Source organism: Pseudoxanthomonas sp. LH2527 (genome assembly GCF_022539275.1).
GTDB lineage: Bacteria > Pseudomonadota > Gammaproteobacteria > Xanthomonadales > Xanthomonadaceae > Pseudoxanthomonas_A.
Map to the genome: position 1 here is coordinate 17361 of NZ_JAKZBW010000025.1, position 20495 is coordinate 37855.

At 68.2% G+C, this 20495-nt stretch carries 15 protein-coding genes; 9 read left to right on the top strand and 6 right to left on the bottom strand.

Going from position 1 to position 20495, the window contains the following annotated elements; translation table 11 throughout:
- Positions 1–5: 5 nt before the first annotated feature.
- The 4 genes from MMG85_RS13795 to typA all read right to left on the bottom strand — a co-directional run bounded on the left by MMG85_RS13795 (position 6) and on the right by typA (position 7596).
- Entirely contained in the window at positions 6–3524 is a 3519-nt protein-coding gene (locus MMG85_RS13795) for an EAL domain-containing protein (RefSeq protein ID WP_241046544.1), read from the bottom strand.
- Positions 3525–3626: 102 nt separating this feature from the next.
- Positions 3627–5225, bottom strand: a complete 1599-nt coding sequence (locus MMG85_RS13800) for an amidase (RefSeq protein WP_241046545.1) — start codon at positions 5223–5225, stop codon at positions 3627–3629.
- Positions 5226–5276: 51 nt separating this feature from the next.
- Positions 5277–5747, bottom strand: coding sequence for a DUF2127 domain-containing protein (locus tag MMG85_RS13805; RefSeq protein WP_241046546.1), 471 nt, complete (start codon positions 5745–5747; stop codon positions 5277–5279).
- Positions 5748–5766: 19 nt separating this feature from the next.
- Positions 5767–7596: a translational GTPase TypA gene (gene typA, locus MMG85_RS13810; RefSeq protein WP_055941322.1), complete on the bottom strand. Its 1830-nt coding sequence runs from the start codon at positions 7594–7596 to the stop codon at positions 5767–5769.
- A gap of 290 nt (positions 7597–7886) precedes the next feature.
- On the opposite strand from typA, the gene MMG85_RS13815 reads away from it, so the two are divergent.
- From MMG85_RS13815 to prpE, 6 genes are all read left to right on the top strand, one after another.
- On the top strand, positions 7887–8384 hold the full coding sequence (locus MMG85_RS13815) for a peptidylprolyl isomerase (RefSeq protein WP_241046547.1): 498 nt from the start codon (positions 7887–7889) through the stop codon (positions 8382–8384).
- Between the two features lie 52 nt (positions 8385–8436).
- Complete coding sequence (locus MMG85_RS13820) at positions 8437–9219, top strand: hypothetical protein (RefSeq protein WP_241046548.1); 783 nt, start codon at positions 8437–8439, stop codon at positions 9217–9219.
- Positions 9220–9349: 130 nt separating this feature from the next.
- A complete protein-coding gene (locus MMG85_RS13825) occupies positions 9350–10552 on the top strand; it encodes a pyridoxal phosphate-dependent aminotransferase (protein WP_241046549.1) in 1203 nt (400 codons plus the stop codon).
- Between the two features lie 119 nt (positions 10553–10671).
- Positions 10672–11658: a malate dehydrogenase gene (locus tag MMG85_RS13830; protein ID WP_055941329.1), complete on the top strand. Its 987-nt coding sequence runs from the start codon at positions 10672–10674 to the stop codon at positions 11656–11658.
- A gap of 90 nt (positions 11659–11748) precedes the next feature.
- Positions 11749–12729, top strand: coding sequence for a hypothetical protein (locus MMG85_RS13835; protein WP_241046550.1), 981 nt, complete (start codon positions 11749–11751; stop codon positions 12727–12729).
- A gap of 117 nt (positions 12730–12846) precedes the next feature.
- Positions 12847–14748, top strand: coding sequence for a propionate--CoA ligase (prpE, locus tag MMG85_RS13840; RefSeq protein WP_241046551.1), 1902 nt, complete (start codon positions 12847–12849; stop codon positions 14746–14748).
- Between the two features lies 1 nt (position 14749).
- On the opposite strand, the gene MMG85_RS13845 is transcribed toward prpE, so the two are convergent.
- Positions 14750–16156 carry a M14 family zinc carboxypeptidase gene (locus tag MMG85_RS13845; RefSeq protein ID WP_241046552.1) on the bottom strand — a complete coding sequence of 469 codons (1407 nt, stop codon included), beginning with the start codon at positions 16154–16156 and terminating at the stop codon, positions 14750–14752.
- Between the two features lie 85 nt (positions 16157–16241).
- Complete coding sequence (locus tag MMG85_RS13850; RefSeq protein WP_241046553.1) at positions 16242–17468, bottom strand: citrate synthase family protein; 1227 nt, start codon at positions 17466–17468, stop codon at positions 16242–16244.
- A 140-nt stretch (positions 17469–17608) separates the two neighbouring features.
- On the opposite strand from MMG85_RS13850, the gene prpB reads away from it, so the two are divergent.
- The 3 genes from prpB (at position 17609) to MMG85_RS13865 (ending at position 20484) form a co-directional block, all read left to right on the top strand.
- Complete coding sequence (prpB, locus tag MMG85_RS13855) at positions 17609–18493, top strand: methylisocitrate lyase (RefSeq protein WP_241046554.1); 885 nt, start codon at positions 17609–17611, stop codon at positions 18491–18493.
- 177 nt (positions 18494–18670) lie between these two features.
- Complete coding sequence (gene prpC, locus MMG85_RS13860) at positions 18671–19819, top strand: 2-methylcitrate synthase (RefSeq protein ID WP_055941340.1); 1149 nt, start codon at positions 18671–18673, stop codon at positions 19817–19819.
- A gap of 167 nt (positions 19820–19986) precedes the next feature.
- Positions 19987–20484 carry a hypothetical protein gene (locus MMG85_RS13865; RefSeq protein ID WP_241046555.1) on the top strand — a complete coding sequence of 166 codons (498 nt, stop codon included), beginning with the start codon at positions 19987–19989 and terminating at the stop codon, positions 20482–20484.
- Positions 20485–20495 lie beyond the last annotated feature (11 nt).

Sequence of the window (20495 nt, forward strand, 5' to 3'; positions counted from 1 at the left end):
CGGTTTCACGACGCCGGCATGCCGGCGTCGTGGGCGGCACGGGGAATGTCCCAGGTCTTGCCGCGCGCGTAGAGCTTTGCGAATTCGGGCGCCGGCAGCGGCTCGCTGAAGTAGTTGCCCTGCAGCTCGTCGCAGCCGTTGGCGGCGAGCCAAGCGGCCTGCTCGGAGGTTTCCACGCCCTCGGCGATGGTGCGGCACTGCAGCTGCGCGGCCAGGCTGATGATGGCGCGGGTGATGGCGGCCTGGTTCGGCTCGGACACGTCACGCACGAACGACTGGTCGATCTTCAGCACGTTGAAGCCGTAGTTGCCCAGGTAGCTGAGGCTGGAGAAGCCGGTGCCGAAGTCGTCGATGGCGATGCGCACGCCCAGCGCCTTCAATGCGCGCAGCGTGCGGTCTGTGCGCTGCACGTCGCGCATCAGCGTGGTCTCGGTGACCTCGAGTTCGAGGAACCCGGCGGCCAGCCCGCTGTCCTGCAGCGCGTCCACCACCGTGTCCACCAGATCATCGGTGTCGAAGTTGGCGGCAGCGATGTTCACCGACACACGGATAGGGGGCAGGCCTGCCTGCTGCCAGATCCGGTTCTGCCGGCACGCGGCGCGGATCGCCCATTGGTCGATGTCGACGATGAGGTTGGTTTCTTCGGCGATCGGCAGGAACTCGCCCGGCATCATCAGCCGGTCGCCGCGCTGCCAGCGCGCCAGACCCTCGACACCGACGATGCGGCCGCTGGCACGGTCGATCTGCGGCTGGTAGTGCAGCGACAGGTCGCCGTTGCGCAGGCTGCGGCGCAGGCTGTTTTCCAGTTCGATGCGGGCATCGACGCTGGAGGCGAGTTCGCGCGTGTAGAAGCGGGTGGCGTTGCGGCCGTTGCGCTTGGCCAGGTACATCGCCGCATCGGCGCGCATCATCAGCGTGGCCGCGTCGTAGCCGTCTTCCGGGAACAGGCTGACCCCGATGCTGAAGGCCTGGTGCAGTTCGTGCGCAGCCACCGTGTAGGGCGTGCCTGCCAGGGCCAGCAGCCGATCGGCGACCTGCAACACGCTGTCGCGTGCCAGCACGTTGGGCAGCAGCACCACGAATTCGTCGCCACCGGTGCGGTACACCGTGCCGAGGTTGCCGATGTTGCGCTGGATGCGGCGCGCCACCTGCTGCAGCAGTTCGTCGCCGGTGTGGTGGCCCAGCGCATCGTTGACGTGCTTGAACAGATCCAGGTCCAGGAACAACACGGCGATGCCGTTGCCGTGGTTCGTCGCATGCGTGATGGCCTGGCCCAGGCGTTCGTTGAGCTGCAGGCGGTTCGGCAGGCCGGTGAGCGCGTCGTGGTGGGCGAGATAAGTCATGCGCGAGCTGAGAGCGCGTGATTCGGTGATGTCGCGCAACACCATCACCGTGCCCACCATGCGCTCGTCGCGGTCGTGGATGGAGGACAGCGAGCGTTCCACCAGCAGGCGGCTGTCGTCCCGGCGCACCAGTTGCAGGTCGCCGGGTTGCCCCATCGGGTGCGGCTCGTCGTCGGCGTCGTACGCTTCCACGCGCACCAGCGGCGCCACCTGGTCCAGGGGCTGCTGCAGTGCCTGGTCCAGGCGCCATCCGCAGAGCGCTTCCGCGGCCGGATTCATGTAGGTCACGCGGCTGGCGCCATCCACGGTGATGACCGCTTCGCTGATCGAGGTCAGCGTGACCTCGGCCAGTTCGTTGGCATCGTGCAGCGCATGCTCCAGCCGCGCCTTCTCGGTGATATCGACGGACATGACGAAGAAGCCGCAGATCGTGCCGGTCTCGTCGGTGTCGGGGGTGTAGAAGCTGTGCATCCTCCGCATGCCGTCGGCGGTGTCGAAGCTGCTTTCGAACTCGCCCTCGCGCCCGGAAAACGCCGTCTCGATCTGCGGCTTGTGCCGCAGATAGGCCTGCTCGCCGAACAGCTCGCGCATGTGCAGGCCGGGCATCGGTGGCGTCCGCCAGCGCACCAGTTCGGCGAACGCGCGGTTGTGGAACACCAGTCGATGCTCCGCGTCGAACTGCGCGATCAGCGCCGGCAGGCGGTCGGTGACGCGCTTCAGGTGGTCGCGCGCCATCGCCAGTTCGCGGTGCGCCCGGCGCTGCTCGCTCACGTCGTTGCCCATCAGGTACCAGCCGGCGATCTTCCTGTCGGATTCGACATCGGGCACCAGGTACAGGTGCACGGGGCGCGCCGGTCGTCCCAGTTCGGTATCCCAGGCGGTCCAGTGGTCCGGCGTGCAGTCGCGCATCGCACGCTTCAGCGAAGCGAGGAAGTCCGGCGCATCGGCGTGCACGTCGTCCACGTGGCGGTCGCTCCATTCCTCCGGCGTGCCCGACCACGTGCGGCAGGCGCGGTTGGCGAAACCGTAGCGGCCGTCGGCGTCGATGTAGGCGATCAGCGCGGGGAGATGATCGGCGACGGCATCCAGCAGCGCCCGGCTGCGACGCTCCGTGCGCGCGAGATTGTGCAGCAGCAGGAACAGCAGCAGTCCAAGGCCGATGCCGCACAGCGTCAGCATCACGATCGAGGTCAGCCCGGGCAGTGCCTCGCGCAGGGGCGGGGAGCGCAGCACCAGCTGCCAGTCGCTGCCCAGCAGGCGAAGCTCGCGCTGGGCGATGAAGGCGGGCTGCCAATCGCTGCCGTGCCGGGTCTCCAGTGCGCGGGTCTGGAAAATGGGGGCGCCTGCATGGTCGTGCGCGCGCAGTTGCAGGTCGAACTCGTCGTCTCCGGCGTGGCCGACGGCGTCCTCCACGACCCGGCGCCAGCCGAAGCCGGCGGTAGCGAAACCGCGCAGCAGGCGACGCCGCGCGTCCACGTCGCCGCGCGCGGCGATCGGGTCGTCGTAGACCGGCGCGTAGAGCAGGAAGCCGGCCAGGCCGGTGCTGCCTTTCGTCGCATCGCCCAGTGCCACCAGCGGTGCGGCAGACAGTTCGCCGCTGTCGCGCGCGGCTTCGATCGCGGCCCGGCGCACGGTCTCCGCCATCACGTCCTTGCCGAGCAGCGGGCGTATCCCCGGTGAGTCGGGATACAGCAGGTCAAGCACCACATACTCGTCGCGGTCGCCGGCGGGGTGGATGGCGAAGGCATCGCCGTAGCGCGCGCGTTGTGCCGCGAGATAGGCGTCGCGTTCGTCATGGCGCACGTGGCGCGCGAATCCGAGCCCGTGTACGGCCGATTGACGCGTGGGCACCTGCAGCTTCTCCACGAAGGCGTAGAAGCTGTCCTGTTCGATGTCCTGGCGCCCCTCCAGCACGGCGGCGGCGGCACGCACCGTGTCTTCGTAGGCATGCATGCGCGTGGTCACGGCCGTGGCCACGGCGTCGGCGCGCGCATCGAACTGCGCGCGGGCATGTTCGCGGGCCTGCTGCCAGGCCGTGGCGCCGGACCACAGCGACAGCAGGCAGGCAATGACCAGCACGCCCCAGGCCAGCGAATTCAGGTTGCGCTGCCGCCGCCGGGCGGTGGATCCGGATCCACTGAACGCCCGCAGCTCCGATGCCCGGTCCGCGCCTGACTCCACGCGTGCGCTCCCCGCCTGCTGGTTGCCGGCTATCACGCCACGAACGCGCAGCGCCTGCAAGCGCTGTCGCACGCGGGCCAGCTCACACTTGCGGGGTGTCGCTCAGCGGCGTACGGCGCGCGCCGGCAGCGTGGGCCAGTATTCGGGCGGCTTGCGTGCCCGCGTGCGCTGTTCGTAGTCGTACCCCAGCGCGATCAACTGCGCTTCGCTCCATGCCGTGCCCATGAACACCAGGCCCAGCGGCAGGCCATCGCTATGGCCCATCGGGACGGTCAGGCTGGGATAGCCCGCCACGGCGGCGGCGCTGTAGCCGGACCCGGGGAAGTGGTCGCCGGCCTTGTGGTCGGTGAGCCAGGCCGGACCGGTGGTCGGCGCGATCAGCGCCACCAGTTGCTGGGCCTTGAGTGCGGCGTCGATGCCTTCCGGGCCGGCCAGCCGGCGCGCGCGGCTGCGGGCGGCGATGTAGGCGGTCTCGCCCAGGCTGCCCTTGCTGTTGGCCTGCTCGAACAACTCCTGGCCGAAGAACGGCATTTCCGACACGCGGTAGCGCTCGTTGTAGCCGATCAGCTGCGTCAGCGTGGTCAGCGGCGCCTGCCGTTCGCTCAGGTAGCGCTCCACGCCATGCTTGAACTCGTACAGCATCAGCTCCAGCTCGTCGGCGTTCCACTGGCCGTCGGTGGGGATCTCCGCATCGACCACGATCGCCCCGGCCTCGCGCATCACCTGGATCGCGCCTTCCAGCGCGGCCGCCGCGTCGGGGTGGATTGCCGTCTTGCTGCGCAGCACGCCGATGCGGGCGCCCTTCAAGGCGCCGGGCTTCAGCCGTGCGCTGTAGTCCACGGCGGTGTTCCAGGCGGCCTGGGTGGTCGCGGCATCGGCCGCATCGCGTCCGGCCAGCGCGGCCAACAGCAGGGCGGCGTCCGACACGCTGCGGGTGATGGGGCCGGCGGTGTCCTGGCTGTGCGAGATGGGCAGGATGCCCTGCCGGCTGACCAGGCCGACGGTCGGCTTCAGTCCCACCACACCGTTGATGGCGGCGGGACAGAGGATGCTGCCGTCGGTCTCGGTGCCCACGCTGACCGCCGCGAGGTTGGCCGACACCGCCACCGCACTGCCGGAACTCGACCCGCAGGGATTGCGGTCCAGCGCGTACGGGTTGCGGGTCTGCCCGCCACGGCCGCTCCATCCGGAGGTGGAGTGTGTGGAACGGAAATTCGCCCACTCGCTGAGGTTGGTCTTGCCCAGGATGACCGCGCCGGCCTCGCGCAGGCGCCGCACGAGGAACGCGTCCTGGCCGGGCCGGAAATCCTTCAGCGCCAGCGAGCCGGCGGATGTGGCCATCGGCACCGCGTCGATATTGTCCTTGAGCAGCACCGGGATGCCGTGCAGCGGGCCGCGCACGGCGTTGGCGCGGCGCTCGACGTCGCGCAGTGCGGCTTCCTTCAGGGCGTCCGGATTCAGTTCTATGACCGCATTGAGCTGCGGCCCGGCCTTGTCGATGGCGGCGATGCGGTCCAGGTAGGCCTGCGTCAGGCCGCGGCTGTCCAGTTCGCCCGCCTGCATGCGCGCCTGCAGGTCGCTGATGTCGAGCTCGGCGTAGATGAAATCGGTGGGGGCGGGCACCGTCGCGGCCGGAGGCGTCGCCGGCTGGCAGGCCACCAGGGCGAGCATCAGGCCAAGCGGCAGCGGGAATCGACGCATGCGGACACCTTCGCGGGGTTGCCGCAGGCTACGCAGGGGCCGGCCCGCGCGTCAAATATCCCGGCGGCGGCGGATATCCCGCCACAGGACCCACACGATCACCAGGTTCACGATCAGCAGCGCCCACGTGTGCCAGCCGGGGTGGTGGTACAGCGCGTAGACGTCCAGCGGCAGGTAGGCGGCCGAACCGATGCAGCCCAGCCACGACGCCCAGGCGCGGGCGCGCCACAAGCCCCAGCCCTCTAGCAGGCGCATGCCCGCATACACCGCGATGATCAGCACGGTGATGTGGATGGAGCCGGGGTTGATCCGGTCCAGCCACTGGCTCATCACGCCGGGGCCGGCGTCGGGAATGAAGCGGGTGACCACCGCCTGCACGCTCTCGCGCAGGCGGTCGGGGCCCAACGCCAGCAGGCCGCCGGCGAAGGCCAGGGCCAGCACGCCCTTGGCGCCCTCGAACAGGGCGATGGCGTGCAGGCCGGGATGCGCCCTGGGATCCGGGTCGTACGCGGATGTCTCCAAGGCGCGGTACCTGCCGGAATCAGGCGGCGCGCGAGGCGCGCTTGCGGTCGCTTTCGGTCAGGAACTTCTTGCGCAGGCGGATTTCCTTCGGCGTGATCTCGACCAGTTCGTCGTCGTCGATGAAGTCCAGCGCCTGCTCCAGCGAGAACTTGATCGCCGGCGTCAGCTGGATCGCGTCATCCTTGCCCGAGGCGCGCATGTTGGTCAGCGGCTTGGTCTTGATCGCGTTGACGGTCAGGTCGTTGTCCTTGGAATGGATGCCGATCAGCTGGCCTTCGTACACGTTGTCGCCTTCGGCGGCGAACAGCTTGCCGCGCTCCTGCAGCGGGCCGAGCGAGTAGGCCGGCGTGGCGCCCGGGGCGTTGGCGATCATCACGCCGTTGAGGCGCTTGGCGATGGCGCCCTGTTCCTTCGGACCGTAGTGGTCGAACACGTGGAACAGCAGGCCCGAGCCCTGCGTCAGCGTCTTGAACTCGTTCTGGAAGCCGATCAGGCCACGCGCCGGGATCTGGTAGTCCAGGCGCACGCGGCCCTTGCCGTCCGGTTCCATGTTCTTCAGCTGGCCCTTGCGCACGCCCAGCTTCTCCATCACGCCGCCCTGGTGGGTTTCCTCCACGTCGACGACGAGCTGCTCGATCGGCTCCATCAACTGGCCGTCGATCTCCTTGATGATCACTTCCGGACGCGACACGGCCAGCTCGTAACCCTCGCGGCGCATGTTCTCGATCAGCACCGACAGGTGCAGCTCGCCACGGCCGGAGACCAGGAACTTGTCCGCGTCTTCCAGCTGCTCGACCTTCAGTGCCACGTTGTGCACGGTCTCGCGCTCCAGGCGCTCCTTCAGCTGGCGGCTGGTCAGGAACTTGCCGCCCGACAGGTCCTTGTGGCCGGCGAACGGCGAGTTATTGACCTGGAACGTCATGCTGATGGTCGGCTCGTCGACGGTCAGCGCCGGCAGTGCTTCCGGGGTGTCCAGCGCGCAGACGGTATCGGAGATGGTCAGGTCCTGGATGCCCGAGATGGCGACGATGTCGCCGGCCTCGGCGCTGTCCTGCTCGATGCGTTCCAGGCCCAGGAAACCCAGCACCTGCAGCACCTTGCCCTGGCGCTTCTTGCCTTCGCGGTCGATGACGGCGACCGGCATGTTCTTCTTCAGCGTGCCGCGCTGGATGCGGCCGATGCCGATGACGCCGACGAAGTTGTTGTAGTCCAGCTGGCTGATGCGCATCTGGAAGGCGCCGTCCGGATCGACTTCCGGCTTCGGCGCGTGCTTCATGATGGCTTCGTACAGCGGGGTCATGTCGCCGCCGCGAACGGTGTCTTCCAGGCCGGCATAACCGTTCAGCGCCGAGGCGTAGACGATCGGGAAGTCCATCTGCTCGGGAGTGGCGCCCAGGCGGTCGAACAGGTCCCACACCTGCTCCACGACCCATTCCGGACGCGAGCCGGGACGGTCGACCTTGTTGATCACCACGATCGGCTTGAAGCCCATCGCGAAGGCCTTCTGGGTGACGAAGCGGGTCTGCGGCATCGGGCCGTCCATCGCGTCGACCAGGATCAGCACGGTGTCCACCATCGACAGCACGCGCTCGACCTCGCCGCCGAAGTCGGCGTGGCCCGGGGTGTCGACGATGTTGATGCGGTTGCCCTGCCAGGTGATGGCGGTGTTCTTGGCCAGGATCGTGATGCCACGTTCCTTTTCCTGGTCGTTGCTGTCCATCACGCGCTCGGCCAGCACGGTGCGCTCGGAGAGGGTGCCGGACTGCTTCAGCAGCTGGTCGACGAGGGTGGTCTTGCCGTGGTCGACGTGAGCGACGATCGCGATATTGCGGAGGTTTTGGATGGACATGGATTCTGGGATCGGAAAAACGCACCCGGATACCCCTTGAGCAGGGCAGGGCGCGAGGACGGGGAGGAAAGAAGGCGGCGTATTATAGCCGGCTACGGCGCGCTAAGCACCTGATTTTCCGAACAACGTCAGAATGGAAGCCGGTTGCCGGAGGGTCTGCCCTTGAAATCGCCCCGGATCGTCGTGATCTGGGTGCGGGGGGCGCCTGAACGGGCGCCCGTCTTCCCTTTGGCGACCACTACGGCCGGTCCGGCTGTCCGTCCCCTTTTTCACCCCTGGAGAACCACACGATGAGCCAGCTGACCGCCACCTTCGACACCTCGCGCGGCCCGATCACGATCGAGCTGTACCCCGACAAGGCCCCGCTGACGGTGGCCAACTTCGTCAACCTGGCCAAGCGCGGGTTCTACGATGGCCTGAACTTCCACCGCGTGATCCCCGACTTCATGATCCAGGGCGGCTGTCCGGAAGGCTCGGGCCGCGGCGGCCCGGGTTACCGCTTCGAGGACGAGACCACCAATGGCGTGCGCCACGAGCGTGGCGTGCTGTCGATGGCCAACGCCGGCCCGAGCACTAACGGCAGCCAGTTCTTCATCACCCACGTGCCCACCCCGTGGCTGGATGGCAAGCACACCGTGTTCGGCAAGGTCACCGAAGGCCTGGACGTGGTGGATGCGGTGAAGCAGGGCGACCTGATCACCAAGGTTACCCTCAGCGGCGACACCGATGCCGTGCTGTCCGCCAAGGCCGACCGCGTAGCGGAGTGGAACCGCGTCCTGTCCGCCTGATGCAAGGGAGGGCCGGTCACTGACCGGCCCTTCTTCTTTACGGAGCACCACCATGAAGGATCGCCGTCCGCGCCCGATGCGCGCGATGCTGCTGTTCGCCGCCGTGCTGATGCTGGCGGCCTGTCGCCAGGAGGCCGAGACCGATCCGGTCGCCGCAGCGCCGGACGTGGAGCAGCCGTCGGCCGAACGTTTCCAGCAGAGCCTCGAGGGCCTCTGGAGCACCGACGAGAACGAAGGCGATGACGCGGAAACGCTCTACGCATTCGCGTGGCAGGCCGAAGGCGGGCTGCGCGTCGTGCGCGACGGCGCCTGGCTGGACGGCAAGGTCGAGGATGTCGACCTGGACAACGGCACGCTGGCCCTGCACGTGACCTCGGACACGGGGCCCAGCGAGACCGTCACCGTGCGCAAGGTCCCGGATCCGGAGACGCGGGATGCCTTCAGCCTGCGCATCACCTGGGGCGGCGGCCAGACGGAGGCCTTGGGCTTCGTGAGGCGCCTGACGGCGCGGGATCGCGAGGGGGTGGAGGAGGCGATTGGTGCCGCGGCCCAGCGGGGTGATGGAAGCGCGGCCTGCGACACCGATGCGCCCGCCGGCAGCGTACGCGCGGCACTGGTCTGCGGACACGAGGAGTTCGGCATCCTGGACGCCGGCATGCGCAAGCAGTTCAAGGAACTGGCCGACCGCTACCCCGATGGCGACCGCACGGTGGAGGCGGCGACCCGGCAACTGGACGCCTGCGGGACCCCCGCCTGTCTGCGCGCGGCGTACGCGCAGTGGCAGGCCTACTTCGACGAGAACTACGACCTGGGCGACGTCGTGGACTACCACTGACGGCGCGTGGCTGACCGGCCCGGTGTAGACCATGGCCGGGTCGGTCGCGGCGGAGTGCCGTGATACCATTTTGCGCCGCAAAAAAAGACGGCGGCGCCGCTCCCTAACCGTTTCCTCGCGAGGTTGTGCAATGCCCCTGCTTGCCCGGCGCATCGGTCGCGCCAAGCCAAGTGCGATCATGGCGGTGGCCGAGAAGGCCAAGCAGCTGAAAGCCGCTGGCCGCGACATCATCAGCTTCTCGATCGGCGTGCCGAATTTCCTGCCCGGCGACCATGTCTACCAGGCCGCGCGCGACGCGCTGGCCAAGGACTCCGGCCAGTACGGCAGCAACCGCGGCACCGACGCGCTGCTCGATGCGTTCCTGCAGCACATCGAAGCGCTGGGCCTCACCGGCTATACGCGCGCCAACCTGTCCACTGGCATCGGCGCCAAGCACATCCTCTACAACCTGGCCGAGTCGCTGCTGGACGAAGGCGACACCCTCGTCTATCCGTCGCCGTACTGGACCACCTACGCCGACATCGCCGACATCGTCAACGCGAAAGCGGTGCCGCTGCCGTGCCCGGCCAGCCAGGACTACAAGCTGACGCCCGCGCAGCTGGACGAGGCGCTGGCGACGCACACGCCCAAGGTGTTCCTGTTCAACAATCCATCCAACCCGACCGGCATGGTCTACACGCGCGAGGAAGTCGCCGCGCTGGCCGATGTGCTGGTGAAGTATCCCGACACCTGGATCATCACCGACGACATCTACAACCGCATGCTGTTCGATGGGCTCGCGTACACCAACTTCGTGCAGGCGCGTCCGGAGCTGCGCGAGCGCACGGTGTTCGTCGATTCGCTGTCCAAGACCTACGGCATGCCGGGCTGGCGCGTCGGTTTCATGGCCGGCCCCGACGTGGTCGCCAAAGCGCTGACCACGATGAACTCCAACCACATCACCAACGTGCCGGAAGTGGTCACCGCCGCGGCGATCGCCGCGCTGACCGGTCCGCAAGACGTGCCTACGCAGAAGAACGCCGAGTTCCAGGCCAAGCGCGACCAGGTGCTGGCGGCCATGGAAGCGATCCCCGGCGTGGTCTGCCCGCGTCCGCAGGGCGCGTTCTACGTGTTCCCCGACATCAGCTGCGCGTTCGGCAAGTCGCACAACGGCGTGAAGATCGAGAACGACGTCGACGTCTGCAACGCGCTGCTCGACGCGAAGGGCGTGGCCTGCGTGCCGGGCTCGGCGTTCGGCGAGCCGCGTGCACTGCGCATCAGCTACACCTGCCCGACGCCGCAACTGGCGCCGGGGCTGCAGCGTTTCCAGGAATTCTTTGCCGAGTTGACGTGACAAGTACGGCGGGAACAGGGAACGGGGAACCGGGAATGAAGGTTCCGCGCGACGCTGCCCGCGATGCTCCATTCCCTGTTCCCAAGTCCCCGTTCCCGCTTTCCAAAGGAGTTTCCCTCATGAAAACCCCCGTCCGTGTTGCCGTCACCGGCGCTGCTGGCCAGATCGGCTACGCGCTGCTGTTCCGCATCGCCTCCGGCGAAATGCTGGGCAAGGACCAGCCGGTCATCCTGCAGCTGCTCGAGCTGCCGCTGGAGAAGGCCCAGGCCGCGCTGCAGGGCGTGATCATGGAGCTGGAAGACTGCGCGTTCCCGCTGTTGGCCGGCGTCGTCGGCACCGACGATCCGGAAGTCGCGTTCAAGGACGCCGACGTCGCCCTGCTGGTCGGTGCGCGTCCGCGTGGCCCGGGCATGGAGCGCAAGGATCTGCTGCTGGAGAACGCCAAGATCTTCACCGCCCAGGGCGCCGCGCTGAACAAGGTCGCCAGCCGCAACGTCAAGGTGCTGGTGGTCGGCAACCCGGCCAACACCAACGCCTACATCGCGATGAAGTCCGCGCCGGACCTGCCGGCGAAGAACTTCACCGCCATGCTGCGCCTGGACCACAACCGCGCGCTGTCGCAGCTGGCCAGCAAGGCCGGCGTGGCCGTGGGCGACATCGAGAAGCTGGTCGTGTGGGGCAACCACAGCCCGACCATGTACCCGGACTACCGCTTCGCCACGGTCAACGGCCAGTCGCTGAAGGACAAGATCAACGACGCCGACTGGAACGCCAACGAGTTCATCCCGAAGGTCGGCAAGCGCGGCGCCGCGATCATCGAGGCGCGCGGGCTGTCCTCGGCCGCGTCGGCCGCCAACGCCGCCATCGACCACGTGCGCGACTGGGTGCTGGGCAGCAACGGCAAGTGGGTGACGATGGGCATTCCGTCCGACGGCAGCTACGGCATTCCGGAAGGCGTGATGTTCGGCTTCGCCGTCACCACCGAGAACGGCGAGTACACGATGGTGAAGGATCTGCCGGTCGACGCCTTCAGCCAGGCCGCGATCGACAAGACGCTGGGCGAACTGGAAGAAGAGCGCAGCGGTGTGGCGCACCTGCTGGGCTGATCGCCCTGCCATGGTGTACAAGAAGCGCCGGGGATACCGGCGCTTTTTTTGTCCCGCCCTGGGGCAGGCGACCGGTGGCTGGGGGTTCGCATGATCGTTCCGCAGTTCTGGGCCGAAGGTCGGCTGCAGCATCGCTCCAGGGGCCGGCAGGTCACCGTGCGCCGCTTCGGCTGGTCGGACCTGAGTCCGGAAGATGCGCAGGCGGTCGCCGATGAACGCACGCGCGAGGCGTTCGAGCGCGTGCTGGCAGGCGAGCCGCTGGCGCGTCGCGAAGACAAAGTTCCGTACAACGGCGCGGTCGGCGTACCGATCCGCGAGGAGATCGTCGCCCGCGACGGCGATTGCGTGATCACCCGCAATTCCTACGGCGCGCTCTGCCTCAACACGCCGCACGCGCTGTTCGTGGACGTCGATTTTGAAGCGCCTGGCCCCGCCGCCGCTTTGAAGCGCAACGTCCGTCTGCCCTTGCTCGCGCTGGCGGCGGGCGCCGGCATCTGGGCCGGATCCTGGTGGGTAGGTCTGGTGGCGGCGGTCGTTGCCTGGCTGGTGGCGAGCCGGGTGATTCGCCATCTCCATGCGGCCCGCATGCGCCGCGATGGTGGTCCGGAGGCGTGGGCGGACGCGCGCGTGGAGGCCTTCGCCGCGGCCAACCCCGACTGGTGCCTGCGCCAGTACCGCACGCCCGCGGGGTTCCGCCTGCTCGTCATGCATCGCCCCTTCGATCCGGCCGAGCCAGAGGTCGAAGCCTGTTTCAATGCGCTGAAGACCGATCCGCTGTACGCCCTGATGTGCGTGCGCCAGCATTGTTTCCGCGCACGCGTCAGTCCCAAGCCGTGGCGTATCGGCATTGCCCGGCACCTGCGTCCGCGACCGGGCACCTGGCCGATCAAGCCCGAACGCATGGCCGAACGCCGGCAATGGGTGGCGGACTATGAACGGCGTTCGGAAGGTTTCGCCGCCTGCCGCTACGTCCGCACGCTGGGAGAGGCGCGCGCGGATGTGCGCATCGAGGCCGTACGCGTGCTCCACGACCGGCTGTGTCGTGCCGACAGCGGGTTGCCGCTGGCGTGATCCTGCCGGCGTGCAGGCACAGCGGTGCGACAGGTTGTCCCATGCGACCAAGGTAGGAAGGTTGCCGGCGCAGCGCGGGACTATGCTGCGGGCACGCGTCGCAGCTGGGAGCATCGCATGGCATACGAAGACGTCTACCGGCGCTCGATCGAGCAGCCCGAGGCCTTCTGGGGCGAGGAAGCGAAGGCCATCCACTGGCATGTGCCGCCGCAGCAGGTGCTGGACTATTCGACGCCGCCGTTCCGCCGCTGGTTCGTCGGCGGGCAGACCAACCTCTGCTACAACGCGGTGGATCGCCACCTCGCCGAACGCGGCGATCAACTGGCGCTGGTGGCGGTGTCCACCGAAACCGATGTCACCCGCGAGCTGACCTATCGCGAGCTGCATCGAGAAGTGAATGCGTTCGCCGCCGTGCTGAAGAAGCTCGATGTCGGTCGCGGCGACCGCGTGGTCATCTACATGCCCAACATGGCCGAGGCGGTGTTCGCGATGCTGGCCTGTGCGCGCATCGGCGCCGTGCATTCGGTGGTGTTCGGCGGCTTTGCCGCGCACAACCTGGCGCTGCGCATCGACGACGCGCAGCCCAAGCTGCTGATCGCCGCCGATGCCGGCAGCCGCGGCGGCAAGGTCATTCCGTACAAGGCGCTGGTCGACGAAGCCTGCGCGAAAGCCGTTTCGCCGCCGCCGAAAGTGCTGATCGTGTCGCGCGGGCTCGATCCGGCCGAACCGAAGGTGGCCGGACGCGACGAGGACTACGCCACGTTGCGCGCCGCCGTCGGCGATGCGGAGGTGCCGGTGGAATGGCTGGAATCGAACGAACCCAGCTACCTGCTCTACACCTCCGGCACCACCGGCAAGCCGAAGGGGGTGCAGCGCGATGTCGGCGGCTACGCGGTGGCGATGGCGCTGTCGATGCGTACCGTGTTCGATGTCGGCCCGGGGCAGGTGATGTTCTCCACTTCCGACGTGGGCTGGGCGGTCGGGCATTCTTACAACGTGTACGGTCCGTTGATCGTCGGTGCGACTTCCGTGTTGTACGAAGGCCTGCCGACGCATCCCGACGCCGGCATCTGGTGGGCGCTGTGCGAGCAGTACGGCGTGCGCACCATGTTCTCCTCGCCCACGGCGGTGCGCGTGCTGAAGAAGCACGACATCGACTTCATCAAGCGCCATGACCTGTCCGAACTGAAATATCTGTTCCTCGCGGGCGAGCCACTGGACGAGCCGACGGCGCACTGGATCACCGACGCGATCGGCAAACCGGTGATCGACAACTACTGGCAGACCGAAACCGGCTGGCCGGCATTGACGCTGTTGCCGGGCCTGGACATGAAGCCTGTGCGCTTCGGTTCGCCCGGGTTCCCGAACCTCGGCTACCGCATGAAGGTGATCGACGAGAGCACCGGCGAGGAAGTCGGGCCCGGGCAGAAGGGCGTGCTGGTGATGCAGCCGCCGCTGCCGCCGGGCTGCATGACGACGATCTGGAACGACGACGCGCGCTTCCTGTCCAGCTACTTCAGCCACTTCAAGGAGCTGCTGTACAGCTCGCTGGACTGGGCGATCCGCGACGCCGACGGCTATACCTTCATCCTCGGTCGCACCGACGATGTCATCAACGTGGCCGGCCATCGCCTGGGCACGCGCGAGATCGAGGAATCGGTTTCCGGTTTCGCCGCCGTCGCGGAAGCGGCGGTGATCGGCGTCGCCGACGAGCTGAAGGGTCAGGTGCCGGTAGTGTTCGCCACCTTGCGGCAGGCGACCGACGAGCCGCACGCGCGCGTGCAGGCGGCCGACGGCATGCGCCGCGCGGTGGAGCAGAGCCTGGGCGCGGTGGCGCGGCCGGCGCGGGTCTACATCGTCAATGCGTTGCCGAAGACGCGTTCGGGCAAGCTGCTGCGGCGTTCGCTGCAGGCGCTGGCGCAGGGCGCCGATCCCGGCGATCTGTCCACGCTGGACGATCCGAACGCGCTGGAAGAAGTGAAGCGCGCCCTGCAACGCGGGCCCGACGTCGGCAGCTGAGTCAGCGCGCCGGCGGCGAAGGTGTCGCCGGATCCACGCTGCGATCCAGCGTCCACACCACGTCGCGGCCCTGCGGGTCGCGGCTCAGTACGAAGCGCGCGCTGGCGCCGGGCGTGAGCGGCAGCGGCGAACGCGGATCGTCGTTGTCGCCCTCATCGTTCGCCTCGATCACGGTGCGTTCGCCCGCATGCCCTGGCAGCGGAACGATGAACAGCCCGCGTGCGTCGATGCTGCGGCGCGCCTTCTTCGTGCCGAGGTCGCCGACGTCGGCGATCGCACCGTCGGTCTCGGTCAGCGGATTGCGGAAGTTGACCAGCAGGTCGGCGCGCATCGGGGGACGACCAGGCACGGCCAGCGTGCCGCCGCGCAGCACCAGGTCGGGCCACACGTCCCCGTTCTCCGGCAGGTCGCGGTACAACGCGTGCGGCACACCGGCGTGGCTGCCGGTGGCGATGCTGTCCAGCGCCGCCACCAGGCCGAGGAAATACAGCTTGCGCAGGCGCTGCTTCTGCACGTCGCCTTCGATCCCGCCGGCTTCGATCAGTACCGTGCTGGCGCCCCACTGGGTGGTGAGATCGCCGAAGGCACGCGGGTCGAAGGTCTCGTCCCAGCGCGCGATATGGCCGGCGAGATACGGCTCCAGCGCGATACGGATGACGCCGGCCACTTCGATGGCACGCGTGCGCACGTCGTTGACATCGGCGGCATGGTTGTACGGCGGCGACAGCAGCGCGATGGCGGTGCCGCGATCGGAATCGCCGGCGCGATAACCCACGCGCTGGTCGTGCAGGTTGAAACCGTACATCGGCTTCACCTGGTCGAACAGGGACTTCAGCGTGCGCGCTTCCGGCGTGGCCAGCATCCGCGCATCGCGGTTGAGGTCGATGCCCTGCGCGTTGCGGCGCTGGAAGCGCGCGGCGCCGTCCGGATTGACGATGGGAAAGACGTGCAGCGTGGTGTTCGCCTGCAGCGCTTTCACCCGCGGGTCGTCCGGGTGCTCGCCGAGAAAGCGGAACAAGTCCGCCAGCGCCATCGACGCGGTGCTCTCGTCGCCGTGCATCTGCGACCACAGCAGCACCGATGTCTTGCCGTTGCCCCAGCGCACATGGCGCAGCGGGCGGTCTTCCACGCTGCGACCGATCTCTTCGATGCGGAAGCCGCGGTCTTTCGCCAGCAGCGGCGTGGCGACCGACCACCAGTGTTCCGCGTTGAACGTGCGGTCCTCCAGTCCCGCGACGCGCAGTTGCGTGTCGTAGCGCGTGTCGAGGTCGGCCAGCCATGCGGGCGGCGAGGGGACCGGTGTCGATGCCGGTGCCGTTGCGTCGGCGTCGGGCATGTCGGCGTTCCGGGCGATGGTGGAAGGGGTCATCATCGTCAACAGCAGGCACAGGGCGAGGACAGGGCGCATTGCGGCAGTGGCAGAAGCAGGCTTCCGCAGGGTCGGTGCATGCGCGGTCGATGTCAAATCCGGGTGCGGGCGTGACGCCTCTCCGTCACGTCGTTGAGGTCGGCGGCGTGATGCCGGTATAGCGGGCGCGCGGACGTATCAGACCGCCCTGCGCCTGTTGTTCCAGCGCATGCGCCAGCCAGCCGGCCAGACGACCCGCGGCGAACATCACCAGCGCCGGTGTCGCCGGCAGACGGTTGAGATGGCAGATCGCGGCGAGCATGAAGTCGATGTTCGGGCGCAGGCCGCTGATCTCTTCGGTGGCGACGATCAGGGTTTCCAGTGCCGCCATCTCGCGCGTGCCGGCGTGGCGGTCGCGCGCGCGCGCCAGCAGTTCCGCGCCACGCGGATCGCCCTGCGGATACAGCGCGTGGCCGAAGCCGGGCAGGTCGTCGCCGCGTTGCCAGCGCTCGGTGATGAAGGCGCGGGCGGACGCGGCGTCGCGTGCGTCGGCGATCAGCGCATAGGCGCGCGCGGTGGCGCCGCCATGGCGCGGGCCCGACAGCGCCGCCAGGCCGCTGCACACCGTCGCGTGCAGGTGCGCGCCGGTGGAGGCCACGACGCGCGCGGCGAACGCGGACACGTTGAGTTCGTGGTCGGCGCAGACCACCAGCGCCGCGCGCACCAGTTCGGCGAAGCCGTCGTCATCGGGGCGCCATGCCTGCGCCAGCACGCGATGCACGGGCGCGGCCGACCGCGGCTGCGCCACCAGCAGCGCGGCGTTGTGGCGCAGCAGGCCGGCGGCGATCTCATGACGTACGCGCGGCGCGGAGTTGAACGAATGGCGCACATCCAGTGCGAGCAAGGGGATGGCGGCCATCGCCCGCTCGAGCGGCGGCAACGACGCCGCGGAGGCGAGCGGCTCGACCACGGCGGGCCATCGGCCCGGCGACGGTGCCGCGAACGGGTCGTCCGCACCGACGTCCCACAGTTGCCGGGCCACGTCTTCCAGCGTCGCCCCCTCGTGCACCATCGCGATCGCGGATCGCCCACGGTAGTAGGGGCCGTCGGGCCGGATCAGCGAGATCCGCGTCTCCAGCACCGGCAGGCCGCGATCCAGGCTCTGCGCCGCGCCGCGGGCCGCGCCCCGGCCCACCTGTTTGCGCTGCGCCAGCCGTTCCACGTCCTGGCGCAAGTAAAGGCGGCTGCGGTGGTCCTTGCCCGGGCGCGATTCCAGCAGGCCGCGGCTGACATAGGCGTACAGCGTGGCCTGGCTGATGCCGAGCAGGCGGCAGGTCTCGCGGGCGGTCAGCAAGTCGGTGGCGGAAGCCATGCGGAAATATTGATTTACTCGATCAAGATTGATCAACCCTGCGGATGGTGCCAGATTTACCGCCCGAGGAGGGGCGTAATCTTCACGCACCTCTGGCCCGGCCCCGATGGCCGGCTTCGAACACGAGGAGTTTCCGCCGCATGAGCATCCCGTCCGCTGGCAGCCGTTTCCGCGCTGCGCTCGCCGCCGAATCGCCGCTGCAGGTGATCGGCGCCATCAACGCCAACCATGCACTGCTGGCCAAGCGCGCCGGCTACCAGGCCATCTATCTGTCCGGCGGCGGCGTCGCCGCGGGTTCGCTGGGCCTGCCCGACCTGGGCATCAACACGCTGGACGACGTGCTGATCGACGTGCGCCGCATCACCGACGTCTGCGACCTGCCGCTGATGGTCGACATCGACACCGGCTTCGGCCCCAGCGCGTTCAACATCGAGCGCACGGTGAAGTCGCTGATCAAGGCCGGCGCCGCCGCCTGCCACATCGAGGACCAGGTCGGCGCTAAGCGCTGCGGCCATCGTCCGGGCAAGGAGATCGTGTCCGCCGGCGAGATGGTCGACCGCGTCAAGGCCGCCGCCGATGCGAAGACCGATCCGGACTTCTTCCTGATCGCGCGCACCGACGCCATCCAGGTGGAAGGCGTGGATGCCGCCATCGAGCGCGCCATCGCCTGCGTCGAGGCCGGCGCCGACGGCATCTTTGCCGAAGCCGCCTACGACCTGCCCACCTACCAGCGTTTTGTCGACGCGGTGAAGGTGCCGGTGCTGGCCAACATCACCGAGTTCGGCAAGACGCCGCTGTTCACCCGCGACGAACTGGCTTCGGTCGGCGTGGCGATCCAGCTGTATCCGCTGTCGGCGTTCCGCGCCATGAACAAGGCCGCCGAGAACGTGTACGAAGCGATCCGTCATGACGGTCACCAGAAGAATGTGGTCGACACCATGCAGACGCGCGAGGAGCTGTACGACCGCATCGGCTACCACGCCTTCGAGCAGAAGCTCGATACCCTGTTTTCCGCAAAGAAGTAGCCAAGGCCCTTCTCCCGCCGGGAGAAGAGCCTGCCCCGTACTCGATACGGGGTGCCCGAAGGGCGGATGAGGGTGCGGCGAAGTCAGTGATGTCCAAGGCGCACGGACTCCGCCGCACCCTCACCCCGACCCCTCTCCCGGTGGGAGAGGGGCTTTACATCATCAAGAGGTGTTGAAATGTCAGACGCTGCCGTTCCCTTCAAGCCCAAGAAATCCGTCGCCCTGTCGGGCACCGCCGCCGGCAACACCGCGCTGTGCACGGTCGGCCGCACCGGCAACGACCTGCACTACCGCGGTTACGACATCCTCGACCTGGCCACGACCAGCGAGTTCGAGGAAGTCGCCTACCTGCTGGTGCACGGCAAGCTGCCCAACCGCGCCGAGCTGGCCGGTTACAAGGCCAAGCTGAAGTCGCTGCGCGGCATCCCGGCGGCGGTGAAGGCCGCGCTAGAGGAACTGCCGCCGTCGGCGCACCCGATGGACGTGATGCGCACCGGCGTGTCCGTGCTGGGCTGCGTGTCGCCGGAGAAGGACGACCACAACCATCCGGGCGCGCGCGACATCGCCGACAAGCTGATGGCGTCGCTGGGTTCCATGCTGCTGTACTGGTATCACTGGAGCCACAACGGCCGCGCCATCGACGTGGAGACCGACGACGACTCCATCGGCGGCCACTTCCTGCATCTGCTGCACGGCGAGAAGCCTAAGGACAGCTGGGTGCGTGCGATGCACACGTCGCTGATCCTGTACGCCGAGCACGAGTTCAACGCCTCCACCTTCACCTGCCGCGTCATCGCCGGCACCGGCAGCGACATGCATTCCTGCATCGCCGGCGGCATCGGTGCGCTGCGCGGCCCGAAGCATGGCGGCGCGAACGAGGTCGCGTTCGAAGTGCAGAAGCGCTACGAAACGCCGGATGAGGCGGAAGCCGACATCAAGGCGCGCGTCGAACGCAAGGAAGTGGTGATCGGCTTCGGCCATCCGGTCTACACCGTCGGCGACCCGCGCAACGGCGTCATCAAGCAGGTGGCGAAGGACCTGTCAGCCGAGCAGTCGAACATGAAGATGTACGACATCGCCGAGCGGCTGGAATCGGTGATGTGGGACATCAAGAAGATGTTCCCCAACCTGGACTGGTTCAGTGCGGTCAGCTACCACATGATGGGCGTGCCGACGGCGATGTTCACCCCGCTGTTCGTGATCGCCCGCACCAGTGGCTGGAGCGCGCACGTGATCGAGCAGCGCATCGACGGCAAGATCATCCGTCCCAGCGCAAATTACACGGGGCCTGAGGATCTGGAGTTCGTGCCGCTGGACCAGCGCTGACCCCTTGCGGTGCGCAAGGCGGGGCCGTTCCGGCGCAGGTCGGGCGGCCCCGTGTCGTTTGTGTGACCCCCGTGGTAGCCGGGAGGCGCGCCATCGCGTACTACTGGTGGTACAAGGGGAGCGTCGCGACCGTCGGGAGGGGCCCGTGGCGCGCGCAAGGGGATGTCATGCAGACGATGTGGTGCAAGACCGATGCGGGTCGGAACGAGATCCAGCAGCGCACGCGCAAGCTGCCGGCAGGGTTGCGCTCGATCCTGCTGCTGGTGGATGGCCAGCGCAACGACGACGAACTGCAGGCGATGATGAGCGGGCTGCACGCCCCCGACGACGCCCTGCAGCAGCTGGCCGCCGAGGGGCTGATCGAGCGGCGCTCGGGTGCAGCGTGGGTGCTGGCGGCCGTCTCGGCACCGAAGGCGGGCGATGACCTGCAGGTGTCCACCACGACGGCGGCCGACCGCTACAACCTGCTGTATGCGCGCATCACCGACGACATCCGCGCACACATCGGCCTGAAGGGATACTTCCTGCAGCTCAAGGTCGAGCGCTGCGCCGATGCCGATGAACTGGTGGCGCTGCTGCCCGATGTGGCCACGGCGCTGACCAAGGCGCGCGACCACACCTTCGCCACGCGCTGGCTGGAAGAGGTGCGCGCGTCGGTGGTCTGACGCGCGCCCGC

Excerpts from the sequence above, each read along its gene's own strand:
- MMG85_RS13800 (WP_241046545.1), bottom strand. The coding sequence starts at position 5,225 with ATGCGTCGATTCCCGCTGCCGCTTGGCCTGATGCTCGCCCTGGTGGCC.
- typA (WP_055941322.1), bottom strand. The coding sequence starts at position 7,596 with ATGTCCATCCAAAACCTCCGCAATATCGCGATCGTCGCTCACGTCGAC.
- MMG85_RS13815 (WP_241046547.1), top strand. The coding sequence starts at position 7,887 with ATGAGCCAGCTGACCGCCACCTTCGACACCTCGCGCGGCCCGATCACG.
- MMG85_RS13820 (WP_241046548.1), top strand. The coding sequence starts at position 8,437 with ATGAAGGATCGCCGTCCGCGCCCGATGCGCGCGATGCTGCTGTTCGCC.
- MMG85_RS13825 (WP_241046549.1), top strand. The coding sequence starts at position 9,350 with ATGCCCCTGCTTGCCCGGCGCATCGGTCGCGCCAAGCCAAGTGCGATC.
- MMG85_RS13830 (WP_055941329.1), top strand. The coding sequence starts at position 10,672 with ATGAAAACCCCCGTCCGTGTTGCCGTCACCGGCGCTGCTGGCCAGATC.
- MMG85_RS13835 (WP_241046550.1), top strand. The coding sequence starts at position 11,749 with ATGATCGTTCCGCAGTTCTGGGCCGAAGGTCGGCTGCAGCATCGCTCC.
- prpE (WP_241046551.1), top strand. The coding sequence starts at position 12,847 with ATGGCATACGAAGACGTCTACCGGCGCTCGATCGAGCAGCCCGAGGCC.
- MMG85_RS13845 (WP_241046552.1), bottom strand. The coding sequence starts at position 16,156 with ATGCGCCCTGTCCTCGCCCTGTGCCTGCTGTTGACGATGATGACCCCT.
- MMG85_RS13850 (WP_241046553.1), bottom strand. The coding sequence starts at position 17,468 with ATGGCTTCCGCCACCGACTTGCTGACCGCCCGCGAGACCTGCCGCCTG.
- prpB (WP_241046554.1), top strand. The coding sequence starts at position 17,609 with ATGAGCATCCCGTCCGCTGGCAGCCGTTTCCGCGCTGCGCTCGCCGCC.
- prpC (WP_055941340.1), top strand. The coding sequence starts at position 18,671 with ATGTCAGACGCTGCCGTTCCCTTCAAGCCCAAGAAATCCGTCGCCCTG.
- MMG85_RS13865 (WP_241046555.1), top strand. The coding sequence starts at position 19,987 with ATGCAGACGATGTGGTGCAAGACCGATGCGGGTCGGAACGAGATCCAG.